This is a genomic window from Massilia sp. BHUDP2, assembly GCF_046236355.1.
Lineage (GTDB): Bacteria > Pseudomonadota > Gammaproteobacteria > Burkholderiales > Burkholderiaceae_D > Telluria > Telluria varians.
Genome location: NZ_JBJUVW010000003.1, coordinates 31277 through 43560, shown reverse-complemented (window position 1 = coordinate 43560; position 12284 = coordinate 31277). Strand labels below are relative to the sequence as shown.

Annotated in this window: 11 protein-coding genes; 5 read left to right on the top strand and 6 right to left on the bottom strand. The window is 68.1% G+C overall.

The window, feature by feature from the left end:
• Positions 1-36 precede the first annotated feature (36 nt).
• Together ACK6C6_RS16975 and ACK6C6_RS16970 are read right to left on the bottom strand one after the other, a co-directional pair.
• A complete protein-coding gene (locus ACK6C6_RS16975) occupies positions 37-522 on the bottom strand; it encodes an acyl-CoA thioesterase (RefSeq protein ID WP_027865591.1) in 486 nt (161 codons plus the stop codon).
• Between the two features lie 75 nt (positions 523-597).
• On the bottom strand, positions 598-2346 hold the full coding sequence (locus tag ACK6C6_RS16970; RefSeq protein WP_409268354.1) for a methyl-accepting chemotaxis protein: 1749 nt from the start codon (positions 2344-2346) through the stop codon (positions 598-600).
• Positions 2347-2590: 244 nt separating this feature from the next.
• Between ACK6C6_RS16970 and epsC the strand changes: the two genes are divergently transcribed.
• Both epsC and ACK6C6_RS16960 read left to right on the top strand, forming a co-directional pair.
• Positions 2591-3508, top strand: coding sequence for a serine O-acetyltransferase EpsC (epsC, locus tag ACK6C6_RS16965; RefSeq protein WP_409268353.1), 918 nt, complete (start codon positions 2591-2593; stop codon positions 3506-3508).
• 45 nt (positions 3509-3553) lie between these two features.
• On the top strand, positions 3554-4249 hold the full coding sequence (locus tag ACK6C6_RS16960; protein WP_409268351.1) for an alpha/beta fold hydrolase: 696 nt from the start codon (positions 3554-3556) through the stop codon (positions 4247-4249).
• Here ACK6C6_RS16960 and uvsE read toward each other — a convergent pair.
• On the bottom strand, positions 4246-5136 hold the full coding sequence (gene uvsE, locus ACK6C6_RS16955) for a UV DNA damage repair endonuclease UvsE (RefSeq protein ID WP_409268349.1): 891 nt from the start codon (positions 5134-5136) through the stop codon (positions 4246-4248). The genes ACK6C6_RS16960 and uvsE overlap by 4 nt on opposite strands.
• Before the next feature lie 210 nt (positions 5137-5346).
• Between uvsE and ACK6C6_RS16950 the strand changes: the two genes are divergently transcribed.
• Complete coding sequence (locus ACK6C6_RS16950) at positions 5347-5817, top strand: hypothetical protein (RefSeq protein WP_409268348.1); 471 nt, start codon at positions 5347-5349, stop codon at positions 5815-5817.
• A gap of 13 nt (positions 5818-5830) precedes the next feature.
• Here ACK6C6_RS16950 and ACK6C6_RS16945 read toward each other — a convergent pair whose 3' ends face one another.
• On the bottom strand, positions 5831-6757 hold the full coding sequence (locus ACK6C6_RS16945) for a CAP domain-containing protein (RefSeq protein ID WP_409268346.1): 927 nt from the start codon (positions 6755-6757) through the stop codon (positions 5831-5833).
• A gap of 208 nt (positions 6758-6965) precedes the next feature.
• The gene (locus tag ACK6C6_RS16940; protein WP_409268345.1) at positions 6966-8801 is read right to left on the bottom strand and encodes a tetratricopeptide repeat protein; all 1836 of its coding nucleotides are present in this window, start codon (positions 8799-8801) and stop codon (positions 6966-6968) included.
• Positions 8802-9111: 310 nt separating this feature from the next.
• Here ACK6C6_RS16940 and ACK6C6_RS16935 point away from each other — a divergent pair, with 310 nt between their 5' ends.
• The gene (locus ACK6C6_RS16935) at positions 9112-10437 is read left to right on the top strand and encodes a GGDEF domain-containing protein (protein WP_409268343.1); all 1326 of its coding nucleotides are present in this window, start codon (positions 9112-9114) and stop codon (positions 10435-10437) included.
• A 60-nt stretch (positions 10438-10497) separates the two neighbouring features.
• On the opposite strand, the gene ACK6C6_RS16930 is transcribed toward ACK6C6_RS16935, so the two are convergent.
• Positions 10498-11007, bottom strand: coding sequence for a host attachment protein (locus ACK6C6_RS16930; RefSeq protein ID WP_036205649.1), 510 nt, complete (start codon positions 11005-11007; stop codon positions 10498-10500).
• A 315-nt stretch (positions 11008-11322) separates the two neighbouring features.
• Here ACK6C6_RS16930 and ACK6C6_RS16925 point away from each other — a divergent pair, with 315 nt between their 5' ends.
• On the top strand, positions 11323-12195 hold the full coding sequence (locus ACK6C6_RS16925; protein ID WP_409268339.1) for a class I SAM-dependent methyltransferase: 873 nt from the start codon (positions 11323-11325) through the stop codon (positions 12193-12195).
• The last annotated feature ends 89 nt before the right edge of the window (positions 12196-12284 follow it).

Here is a 12284-nt window from a genome sequence, read left to right as displayed (position 1 = left end):
GGCGCAGCCCCGCCGTACGCCAACGCACGGAACCGGCTAGGCGCGCGCGGCGGCGCGCTCGGCGTGGCGGCGTTCGAGTTCCAGCCGCGCGGCCTTGCGCCCCTTGGCTTCCTCGAAGCGGCGGTGTTCGTCGTCGTTAGCGGGCTGCAAGGGCGGCACCGCCACCGGCTTGCGGTCGTCGCCTACCGCCACCATCGTGAAGAAGCAGCTGTTCACGTGGCGCACCACCTTCGAGCGGATGTCCTCGGCGATCACCTTGATCCCGATCTCCATCGAGCTGCGGCCGGCATAGTTTACCGAGGCCAGGAAGGTCACCAGCTCGCCGACGTGGATCGGCTGGCGGAAGGTGACCTGGTCCACGCTCATCGTGACCACGTAGCGGCCGGCATAGCGGCTGGCGCAGGCATAGGCCACCTGGTCGAGCAGCTTGAGGATGGTGCCGCCGTGGACGTTACCGGAGAAGTTGGCCGTGTCAGGGGTCATCAGGACCGTCATCGACAGCTGGTGGGAAGGCAGGTTCATGCAGGACTCGACAGAAGGTAGGATGGCGCTATGGTGCGCCAGAATCGCCGGGCCGGCAATGCCGGCCGGCGGGGTTCAGAACTCTTCCCACTCCTCTTCGGCGGCCTTGCGCTCCGCACCCGGGGGCGGGGCAGGGCGGGCGGCAGGCTTGGCGCGCGCGGCTGGAGGCACGGTTGTGGAGGATTGGGCGGGTGGGGTGGCTGCCCTGGCGATGCGCGGCGCCTCGTCCTTGCGCGGCGCGGCCTTGGCGGCGGTGCCGCGCGCCGGCTTGTCGGCCAGCTTGAAGACCGCGACCAGCTGCGCCAGGCGCGCGGCTTCTTCCTTCATCGATTCGGTCGCGGCCGCCGATTCCTCCACCAGCGTGGCGTTCTGCTGGGTAACGCTGTCCATGTCGGACACCGCGCGGTGCACCTGCTGGATGCCGCTCGCCTGTTCCTTGCTCGAGTCGACGATCTCGCCCATGATCGCGGTCACCCGGCCGATGCTGTCGACGATGCCGTTCATGGTGGCGCCGGCGCGGCCGGCCAGGTCGGCGCCCTGGGACACGCGCAGCGTCGAGTCGTCGATCAGTTCCTTGATTTCCTTCGCGGCCGCCGCCGAGCGCTGGGCCAGGCTGCGCACCTCGCCGGCCACCACGGCAAAGCCGCGTCCCTGTTCGCCGGCGCGCGCCGCTTCCACCGCCGCATTCAGGGCCAGGATATTGGTCTGGAAGGCGATGCCGTCGATGACGCCGATGATGTCGACGATGCGCGCCGACGAGGCGTTGATCGCACCCATGGTGTCCACCAGCTGGCCTACCATGGCGCCGCCCTGCTGCGCCACCGTCGAGGCAGCCACCGCGAGGCCGTTCGCTTCCTCGGCGCTGGCGGCGCTGTGCTGGACCGCGTGCGCCAGCTCGTTCATCGAGGAGGCGGTCTGCTCCAGCGCGGCCGCCTGGCTCTCGGTACGGCGCGACAGCTCCTGCGCCTCGCTCGCCATTGCCTCGCTTGATGCGCCGATGGTCGAGGTGCCGTCGCGCACCTGGCCGACGATCTGCGCCAGGCTGTCGCGCATGCGCAGCAAGGCATACAGCAGGCTGGACTGGTCGCCCGGCCGCAGCGCGACCCGCACGTCCAGCTTGCCGGCGGCGATCTCGCCCGCCACGCGCGCGGCCTCGGCCGGCTCGCCGCCCAGGCGCCGGAACAGCGCGCGCGCGAACAGCATGGACGCCGCGATGCTGCCGGCAAGCGTCAACAGGCACAGGGTCACCAGCATGGTGGTGCTGGCGGCCGCGCCCTCCAGTACGTCCTGCGCCATGGTGTCGATGGCCTTGTGCTGCAGCGCCTGCAGCGCCGTCACCTTGTCCAGGTAGAGCTGGGTGGCCGGCACGAATTCGCGCTCGTACTGGGCCATTGCCTCGCCAGCTTGGCCGTCGGCTTTCAGTTTCATCACCCGGTCGCGGGTCTCGATGTAGCGCCCGCGCGCCTCGGCGATGGCCTCGAACAGCGCCTTTTCCTCCGGCGTGTCGAGCAGTTCGCCGACCTTGTCCTGCAGGACGCTGGTGCGTTGGCTCGACTCGAGGCTTTCGGCCGCGAAGGCCTTGGCCAGTTCCGGATCGCTCGAACGGGCGACCGCGGCGGTGCGCTTGGCCGACACCGAGGTGTTGAGCAGCCATTGCGAAGCCAGGCGCTCCTTGACCAGCGGACGCCGGGTGAGCGCTTCGGTTTCCTCGGACATGAGCTGCAGGCGCCAGATGGCGACCGCGGTGGCAAGGGTCGAGATGATGATGACGAACGCAAACACGATGCGTAACTGGGCGCGGACACTGGACATGGCGTTGGACACTGCGTCTCCCGGTGGCTGGTGGGCTCCATGCCGGTGCGGCCTGTCCCGGTATGGGGCGGCCGGCGGCACGTCGATGAAGCGCGCCCTGGTGTCAGGACGCAATCCATTAACTTAAAGCAAAATATGGACCAGAAGTAATGAAGCGCATCAAAGTTTGCGTGACCAATGTTTCATAACAATTTCCGCATATCGAAGGCTGATTTAAATCGTTCTCCAAGGCCGGCAAAGCGGGTAGGCTCGGCATATGAACAGCGAATTCCCGACCCCATCCGGCTCCGTGCAGTGGCACCTGGGCCCCATCATCGACGCGCTGCGCACGTCGCGCGAATCCACCCACAACATCCGCCACCAGGGACGCGTGCGCGAGCTGCCCTCGCGCGAAGTCCTCACCCAGGTGGTGGGCGGCGTCTCGGCGGCGCTGTTTCCGACCCATTACGGGCGGCCCGACCTGAACGACGAGAGCATCGATTATTTCGTCGGCGATACGCTCAACGTCACGCTCGACCGGCTGGTGGGACAGGTGCGGCGCGCGCTGCGCTTCGCTCCCCAGTTCGAGGAGGCCGACGAGGCCACCCTGGCGGAGCACGCGCAGGCGATCACGCGCGAGTTCGCCGCCAGCCTGCCAGGCATCCGTGCGCTGCTGGTGTCGGACGTGCAGGCCGCGCTGGCCGGCGACCCGGCCGCCAGCTCGGTGGCCGAGATCATGCTGTGCTATCCGGGCACCATCGCCATCCTCTACCACCGGCTGGCGCACTGCCTGCACCGCCTCGGCGTGCCCTTCCTGGCGCGCCTGATCGCCGACATCGGTCATTCGCTGACCGGCATCGACATCCACCCCGCGGCGCACATCGGCGGCAGCTTCTTCATCGACCACGGCACCGGCGTCGTCATCGGCGAGACTGCCATCATCGGCGAGCGGGTGCGCCTGTACCAGGCCGTGACCCTGGGCGCCAAGCGCTTCCCGGTGGACGCCAGCGGCGCACTGGTCAAAGGCGCGCCGCGCCATCCGATCGTCGAGGACGACGTGGTCATCTACGCCGGGGCCACGGTACTGGGACGCATCACGGTGGGCGCCGGCTCGACCATCGGCGGCAATGTCTGGCTGACCCAGAGCGTCCCGCCGGGCAGCAACGTGTCGCAGGCGCAGTCACGTAATATCTGAGGCAGGCAGCCGGTGAGGGCATCGCGCCTTTGCTATCATGGCACGATGTCTATCCTGCTCGTACCCGGCTACATGGCCGACGAAACGCTCTGGGACGACGTGGCCGGAGCGCTCGAGAAGTTCGGGCCGCTCATGCACGCGGACCTGCGCCATGATTCCTCCATCGAAGCGATGGCCGCCCGCGCGCTCGCCAATGCCCCTTGCAGCTTCATCCTGGTCGGCTTCTCGATGGGCGGCTATGTCGCCCGCGAGATCGCGCGCCTGGCGCCCGACCGGGTGCGCGCGCTGGTCCTGGTCGCCACCTCCACGCGTCCCGATACGCCTTCGCTGCGGCAGAGCCGCGGCACGGTCGGCAAGGCCGCGCCCTCGGTGGCCTTCTCGGGCCTGAGCAAGACCGCGATCGCCACTTCGCTGCACCCGAAACAGGCCGCCAACGAGGCCCTGATCGAGCGGGTGCGCGCGATGGGCGTGCGCCTCGGCGGCGAGGTGTTCCGGCGCCAGTCGGCGATCGTGCGTACCAGCGACCGCAAGCGGCTGATCGACATCCGCTGCCCGACCCTGGTCATTGCAGCGGGACAGGACCGCTTGCGTTCGCGCGAGGAAGCCGAGGAGATGCATGCCGGAATCCCCGGCGCCGAATTCGCCCTCATCGAGGACAGCGGCCACATGGTGCCGATCGAGGCGCCGCAGGCGCTGCTGGCGATCGTCGAGCCCTGGCTCGAGAAAGTGACGGCAGCCTAAGCCAGCGCAGAGGCCGACCAGGCGCGCAGGCCGCGGATCGCCTCTTCCTTGAGCTTGGCCTCGATCTCGATGTAGGGCGCGGCCAGGTAGGACGAGGGCATCACCTCGATCAGGTCGGCATGCTGGCGGTCGTTGAAGCCTTCGCGGCCGTTCGAGATGTGCACCAGCTGGTGCGCGGGATCGGCCCAGGTTTCCCGGGCCTTGAGGAGCATGGCGCCCACGCTGGGGTCTTCGTAGCTGTCCAGCTTGTCGTGCACCACGTGGTGGTGGGCGTCGAACACCATCGGTACGCCGGCGCGCATGCAGATCTCGTAGATCTCCTGCGCGCCATACGCGTATTCGTCGTTCTCCAGTCCCAGGCGGCAGCGGATGGCGTCCGGCAGCAGGGCGATGCGCTCGACCAGCGCGTCGGCGCGATTGCCCTTGCCGCCGTGGATCTCGAGCAGGGCCCAGGGCGAGCGCGGCTGCGCCAAGAGGTCCATGATGTCGGCGTGCATCTGCAGGATCTTGACGCTGTTCGCCACCACGCCTTCCGAATCCGAATTCAGCACCACGAACTGGTCCGGGTGCATCACCAGGCGGATGCCGCGTTCCAGCGCGCGCCGGCCCGAACGGCCCAGGGTCGTGGCGAAGGGGGCCAGCACCTCGCGCCCGATGTCTTCGTCGGCGAAGGGGAAAATGGAAGAGGGCAGGCGGTACAGGCGGATGCCCTCGGCCTCGCAGTAGCGCAGCGCCTTGTCCAGGGTCTGGATGTTGTCGCGGTACAGGTCTTCGAGCAGCTTGCGCTGGGCGTCCAGACTGTGCTCGAGCAGGCGCTTGCGCGTGACCGTGCGGTAGCGGACGTCTTTCGATGCGGTGATGCAGACGAGGCCGAGGTTCGGTTGCATGGTGTCCCGTGGTCTGGTGATGGCGCGTCCCAGTCTATCCAAATCGGCTTCCCCGGCGCGTTCGCTTAGGGTTTTCGGACCATGTTTCCGGGACAGCTCAGGGACAGGCTGACGGACGCCCTCGATATCGGAACTTGGGCAGAATGTCCCGACTGGCGGCTGGTGCAGCTGGCCGCACGTCGGCACACCCATGCTCAACAGGAGGATTCCATGACCGATCAGGAACGCAAGCAGCAGGATGCGCAGAACGCGCAACCCGGCAGCCAGCAGTCGGCCACGCGCAGCGACACGCTGGCCGAAGGCGGCGCGCGGCCGGTGAATGCGCCGCCCCGGCCGACCGGCTCGGAGATCGTCGGCGCGGCCGGCGGTACCGATGCCTCGGCAGCGGCGGCACAGTCCGGCAACCGGGGACCGGGTGGGGCGGGCATGCGCCAGCAAGGGGCGGCGGAAGGAATGCCCGGCGCCGCGGGCGGCTCGCTCGGCGGTGGCGGCAGCCCGGCGGCCGGCGCGTCGGGAGCGGGCGGCAATGCGATGGGCGAGGCCGCTTCGGCGGACGACACCCGCACCGGCACCGGCACCTCGTCCGGCCACGGCACCTCGGTGGCCGGCGGCGACCCGAGCAGCGGCGCGACGCCGAACCCGGCCAAGCAGGGTGGCGGAGGCGGGGCCTCGACTTCCTGACGCGTGTGGAAGGTCAGCGCGGGCGGCCGAACACCTGGGTCCAGTAGACGATGCCGCTGCGTTTTTCCGCAGCGACACCGTAGGCCGCGCCCATCTCGGTAAAGCCCGGATTCATGATGTTGGCGCAGTGTCCCGGGCTGTCGAGCCAGCCGGCCACGGCTTCGTCGGGCGTGCTCTGGCCGAAGGCGATGTTCTCGCCCACCCGCTGCCAGGCATAGCCGGCCCGCGTCGCGCGGTCGGCCGGCATGCTGCCGTCCTTGGCCTTGTGGCCAAAGTAGCGCCGCGCCGCCATGTCGCGGCTATGGGACAGCGCGGCTTCGCCCAGCTGCGGGTTCCAGGTCACGGGCGGCGCCGCGGCGAACTGCCGGTTGCCGCAGCTGCGCGCGCTGGCCCGGGCCGCATTCACGCCGGCCAGGATGGCCTTGCCGGCCTCGTGCCAGTCCGGAAAGGACTCGGTCGGCAGCGGCGGCGCCGGACGGGCCAGGATCACCGTCCATTCCTTACCCTCGCGGTAACTGCCGACGGCCGAGAAGCGGGTGTCGAGCAGGGTGCGGCAATATTTTTCCTGCAGCACCGTCATTGCTTCCGCCGGGGTTTCCGGACCGTTGACGCTGACCGATACGGCGCGCTCGGCGGCAAAGCCGGCCTGCTCGAGCACCAGCTCGATGAAGGTGCCGGGACCGATGCGCACCCGCGCGAGTGCCGGGTGCGCCACCAGCGCCGCGGCCGGCGCAGCCACGCGCCCCGCGCAGTTGCCCGGCGCGCTGCGGTAGGCATTGACCAGGGTGGTGAGCTGCTCGGCGCCATAGCTTGGTGCGGGCACGGCAGTCGCCATGCCGGGCCACGCGGCGAGCGCGAGCAGCAGGGGCAGCGCGGCGCGTCCCGCCAGCCTGGCGGAACGGCGCGAAAGAAATGGCAGAGTCAGGATGTTCGTTGGCAAGATCAGCCCCAGCCGCGCAAGCGGCCATGTATCGATAGGCAATTGACAGGAAACTAAGCCGGCCCCAAAGCAAAAACGCCGACCACAGGTCAGCGTTTTCCAGGGCCGGACAGGAGGGGTGACGCATCTGTCCGATGTCCCCACTATAGCAGCGCCGCCAGCGCATGCAAAGCACCTTGCTGTAACAAGCCGCAACAACGAGGCGCCGCTACAGGCGCGTCAACGGCGGGCCGCCCGGCTCGCCCAGCCAGGTGGTCTCGAAGCGTTTGCGCGCCGCCGCCAACGCAGGCTTGTCGCCCCGTTTCTGGTAGACCTCGATCAGGCCGCGCAAGGCCCAGCCATTGCTCGGCGTGCGCGCCAGCGAATCGCGAAACACCTGTTCGGCGGCCTCGAGCTGGCCAGTGCGCAGCAGTACCGCGCCCAGCGACTGGCGCACCGGGTAATACCAGTAGGGCGGCTCCATGTAGGGCAGGCTGTCCTGCACCGCGATCGCTTCGCGATAGGCGCTGATGGCGTCAGGCGCATTGCCGCGCGCATCGGCCAGCCGTCCGCGTGCGACCGCGCGCGCCGTCTGCACGATCTCGCGCGCCGGGATGTTCCATTCCGCGATCGGCTTGAAGTCCGCGGTGCGCTCGAGGCGTTCGAGCGCCGCGATTTCGCGGGCGCCTTCGGCCTGCATGCCCTTGCGCGCGAAGCCGACGGCGCGGGCGTAGTGCCACACCGCCTTGACCAGCACGAAGTCGGGGCCGGGGTCGGGCAGCGCCACCAGCGTGTCCGGCGAGCTGAACTGCACATGCGAGAAATAGGGCGCGGACTTCACCGGCTGCAGGCTGGGAAAGCCCTTGAGCAGCTCGGGGCTGATCGATTTGTCGAGCTTGCCTGCCGCCTCGAGCGCCGTGCGGCCGTCGCCGCCCATCAGGGCCGACACCATCACGAAATGGATGTTGTGCGGATAGTAGGCGCCGCGGTACACCGGGTCGCTCGGCGAGCGCCGGAAGTATTGCTCGTCGACGGCAATCGCCTCGCGGTTCGACTCCAGCGCCTCGCGGTACATGCCGAGCCGGTAATAGATGTGCGAAGGCATGTGGACGACGTGTCCGGCCCCCGGGATCTGCCGGGCCAGCACCTTGGCGGCCGGCAGCGCCCGTTCTGGCCGGCTCGAGGCTTCGACCGCGTGGATGTAGTAGTGGGCGGCGCCCGGGTGGCTCGGGTTGCGCTCCAGCACGCGCTCGAGGGCGGCCACCAGGTCGGCGCTACGGTTCTTGGGCTGGGTGCCGCCGGCCTGCCAGTAATCCCAGGGCGACAGGTCCATCAGCGCTTCGGCATACAGCACCTGGATGGTGTCGTCGTTCGGGAAGGCGCGCGCGGCCTCGCCCATGGCATCGGCATAGGCCTTGTCGAGCGGCGCGCGGTCGGCGGGCGGCTGGGCCTGGTAGCGGCGCGAGACGGCGCGGATCAGGGCCTGTTCCGGCGGCGTGGTCTTGCCTGCCAATGACACCGCGCGCGCGGCCGCGGCGGCGGCAGGCCCGGCGGCTTCCGGGAACATGGGTGCGTTGATGTTCGGGCCCAGCACCAGCGCCTCGCCCCAGTAGCACATGGCGCAGCCGGGATCGTGCTGCTGCGCCGCACGGAAGGCGCGTGCTGCCTCGGCATGGTTGAAGGCGAAGCTCAGGCGCATGCCCTGGTCGAAATAGGCCTGGGCGCGCTGGCTGCCGGTGGTGACCGGCACGTGCAGGCTGCCGAGCTTGGCATACAGGGGCGGGGCGGCCTCGCTTGTCGTCTTGTCCTGGGTCGGCACTGTCTGGCCCGGCTTGAACGGCGTCGTCTCCGCCTGGGCGAGCACGAGGCGCTCGAGCAGCGGCGGACGGCCGGCACGCGCCGGGGTGCAGACGGCGCCGGGCGCGAACAGGGGATCGAAGGCCTGCTTGTCAGTGCCGCGCTCGTCCGGAGCGGGGCCGGCCGTGGCCAGGGACAGGGCTGCCAGGGCTGCAAGCGCGGCTGCCCCGCTTGCGCCCATGATGGTGAGGATGCGTGCGGGTCTCATCGTTTCCCCCGGTATGGCGACACTGGCGTTTTGTTTTGACGCGGCGCCTTGGCATCAAGTTCTGGAGCTTCGACGGCCCCTGTGCCTTGTTTGCGCGAGATCAAAGTTCATACGGGCGTCATACAGGATTGTTAAGCTAAATTTCTTAATGGAAATTCTTCAGGCGCTTGTTGCACTTAGGGCTGAAGTGTTTGCCTTTTGGAGCCGACGGGAACACAATTAGATTCCTGTAATAAACACAATACGGGACCGGCCCGGCAGGCACCGCAAGGGGCAAACGCAGCGCATCCAGCAAGGAAGTCGAGGCACCATGACGCAAGCCATGTCGTTGTACAGGAATCACGTCCTGCTCTTATCGCAGAGTTTCTTCATCAAGGACAACCGGGCCGAGCTGCTCCTGCACGCCCATAAATACGACTTCGACATCCTGTTCTTCGACGATGTGTCGCGCTTCGTCGAGGCGGTGGCCGGGGACGGCGGCGACAAGCTGTACGTGATCGACCTCGATGCCCTGCACAACATGCAGGCCGACATGCCGGAGGGGCGCCGCACCCTGATGCTGGGCGAACTGCTGCAGCGCCTGCCTGCCGACCACCGTTATGTCTACCTGCAGAGCGCACGCCAGGGCAGCCGTTTCCTGCTGCAGCAGCGCCTGGTCGACAGCAACTGCCTGGCCTATGCCGAAAAGCCGATCCCCAACGACGTGTTCGTCGACAAGCTGTTCAACCTGTTCGTGCAGAAGAAGCGCGGCGACCCCGTGCGCATGGTCGTGCTGGGCGAGGTGCCGGGACTGGACGAGGCACGGCTAGCGCAGCGCAGCGTCGAGGTGATCCGCCATCCGGACGCGTATACCCTGCACCTGCGGGTCAAGGAGCTGCAGCCCGACCTGGTGCTGGTGACCGATGGCGAATACCAGCGCACCGAAGCCATCGTGCGGGTGCTGCAAAGGAATATCGAGGCCGACCCGGTGCGCGAGATCGCCCTGTTGCAGTGCCGTCCGGATCCGGCGCTGGCCCGGCGCGCGCTGGCCGACGGCTTCGACGCCGTGCTGGCGAACGGCGAGCCCGGCTTGCTGGAAGCCCAGCTGGTGAACCGCAGCAACAAGATCCGCATCAACAAGGACCTGATCGGGAAGGACCGCGCCACCGGCCTGCTCAACAAGGTCGGCCTGCAGAAGAAGGCGCAGGCGCTGGTGCGGCGCGCCGCCCAGGAGGGCTGCGAACTGGCCTTCGGCGTCATCGACATCGACAAGTTCAAGACCATCAACGATACCTGGGGACACCACTTCGGCGACATCGTGATCAAGCGCCTGTCCCTGCTTCTCGCGCCGCAGCTGGGCGAATCGGACCTGCTCAGCCGCTTCGGCGGCGAGGAATTCGTCGTGGTGTTCTGGGATTGCAACCGGGAGGAGGGCAGGCGCCGCCTGGACGCCATGCGCCAGGCCTTCTGTGCCATCCCCTTCGAAGTCGGCCCCGCCGACCTGCGCCATTTTTCCTTCAGCGGCGGAGTGGCGGCCTATCCGGAGTGCCGCAGCGAGAACGAGCTGTTCCTGCGCGCGGATGCCATGCTCTACGTGGCGAAGCAGGGCGGGCGCAACCGGATCTGCGCGGAGGAAGCCGGCCTGCAGTGCGCCTGAAGCGCAGCCGATGAAAAAACGCCAGCCGCAGCTGGCGTCGACACGCGCTGCCGGCCCGGCTTACTCGGCGGCCTTGGCCTGGTGGGCCTGGAGCTGCTCGCGCAGCTGCTGCGGACCCGAGTGCGTGTAGTCCTTGTTGAACTCGGCCTTGACCAGCTTCTGGACCTGCGGATCGAGCTTGGTCCGTAGCACGCCCAGGAAGTCCGGCGAGGCGGAGATGAGCAGCTGCTGGTAGCGGCCCTCGTTCTGCGCTTTCAGCAGGTAGGTCGCGACGTCCTTTGCGAACAGGTCGGCCGCGTGCTGGTCGGGCGTCTGAGCCGGCTGATACAGCTTGTTCGGCGCCCCGGCCTTGGCATTGTGGGCCATACCCGCGCCTTCGTTGCCGCCGATGTTGTGGCGGCTGCCTGAAGCCGCGGTCGGGTCGAGCCGGTCGGTTTCGGTGTCCACCGTGCGCAGCTGCGCTGCGGAGTTGACCATGTCTTCGATTTCCTGCAACGGTTGCGCCGGATCGGACTCGGCGAAAAACCTCGCGCGGCCATTGTTGGCCGAAAGAATCCAGGTTGTTGGCATGCTACCCCCTGTCAGTAGTGAATCGTTAGTATCGTTCTCAGGCGGCCAGAAGTGGCGCCCGGAAACAAGGTATGGCGCGGCAATCGGCATGCGACTCCCGTGCATGTCGATCAGGCTATGAATCCAGTATATCGCCGCTTCCGGAACCCCGGCGCACCGACGCGGCCCTGCCGTACGCACGCATGAGCATCGCGAAAAACAGGGCTGGATTTCCGACGGCGCTGGCTTAAGCTGAAGGAACCCGGCGCCGAATCTTCCCGTCTCCCTCCCTGTCCAAGCATGCACCCGCTGCCGGGTATTTCTCAGGAGACTGCCATGACCCAACCCAGTACTTCCACCCCCTCGCCACGCCAGCCGCCCGACCCCGTTCCCGACTATGCCGCCATCAAGCAGCGCCAGCAGGCCACGTGGGCGAGCGGCGACTTCGCCATCATCGGCGTCACGCTGCAGATTGTCGGCGAGTCGCTCGCCGAAGCCGCCGACGTCCGTGCCGGCGAGCGCGTGATCGACATCGCGGCCGGCAACGGCAATGCCACGCTCGCCGCCGCCCGCCGATTCGCGCGCGTGACCTCGACCGACTACGTGCCGGCCCTGCTCGACAAGGGCCGCGCACGCGCGGCGGCCGAAGGCCTGACGGTCGAGTTCCGCGAAGCCGATGCCGAGGCCTTGCCCTTCTACGACGGCAGCTTCGACGTCGCGCTATCGACCTTCGGGGTGATGTTCACCCCCGACCATGCGCGCTGCGCCGGCGAAATGATGCGGGTGGTACGCGGCGGCGGGCGCATCGGCATCGCCAGCTGGACGCCGGAGGGCTTCATCGGCCAGCTGTTCAAGACGGTCGGGCGCCATGTGCCGCCACCGGCCGGCCTGGTGTCGCCCGCCATGTGGGGCAAGGAAGACTACCTGCGCCAGCTGTTCGGCACGGAGGCGGCCAGCATCCGCGCCCAGCCGAAAATGTTCAACTTCCGCTACGCGTCGGGAGCGCACATGATCCAGGTGTTCCGCGACTACTACGGACCGGTGCACAAGGCTTTCGCCGCGCTCGACCCGGCTGGCCAGCAGGCCTTGGAGCAGGACATGCTGGCCTTGCTCGACCGTCACAACACGGCAGGCGACAACTCGCTGGTGGTGCCGGCCGAGTACCTCGAAGCCGTCATCATCAAGCGCACGCCCGAGGTCCTTCACTGAGCTTGCGTTCCGCCGCCGCCGTGCGCACGCATGGCGGTTGGTGGCGGGCCGGCGCGGCAGTACAATCGAAGGCATCCAATCGAGAAAGG

Excerpts from the sequence above, each read along its gene's own strand:
- ACK6C6_RS16975 (WP_027865591.1), bottom strand. The coding sequence starts at position 522 with ATGAACCTGCCTTCCCACCAGCTGTCGATGACGGTCCTGATGACCCCT.
- epsC (WP_409268353.1), top strand. The coding sequence starts at position 2,591 with ATGAACAGCGAATTCCCGACCCCATCCGGCTCCGTGCAGTGGCACCTG.
- ACK6C6_RS16960 (WP_409268351.1), top strand. The coding sequence starts at position 3,554 with ATGTCTATCCTGCTCGTACCCGGCTACATGGCCGACGAAACGCTCTGG.
- uvsE (WP_409268349.1), bottom strand. The coding sequence starts at position 5,136 with ATGCAACCGAACCTCGGCCTCGTCTGCATCACCGCATCGAAAGACGTC.
- ACK6C6_RS16950 (WP_409268348.1), top strand. The coding sequence starts at position 5,347 with ATGACCGATCAGGAACGCAAGCAGCAGGATGCGCAGAACGCGCAACCC.
- ACK6C6_RS16940 (WP_409268345.1), bottom strand. The coding sequence starts at position 8,801 with ATGAGACCCGCACGCATCCTCACCATCATGGGCGCAAGCGGGGCAGCC.
- ACK6C6_RS16935 (WP_409268343.1), top strand. The coding sequence starts at position 9,112 with ATGACGCAAGCCATGTCGTTGTACAGGAATCACGTCCTGCTCTTATCG.
- ACK6C6_RS16930 (WP_036205649.1), bottom strand. The coding sequence starts at position 11,007 with ATGCCAACAACCTGGATTCTTTCGGCCAACAATGGCCGCGCGAGGTTT.
- ACK6C6_RS16925 (WP_409268339.1), top strand. The coding sequence starts at position 11,323 with ATGACCCAACCCAGTACTTCCACCCCCTCGCCACGCCAGCCGCCCGAC.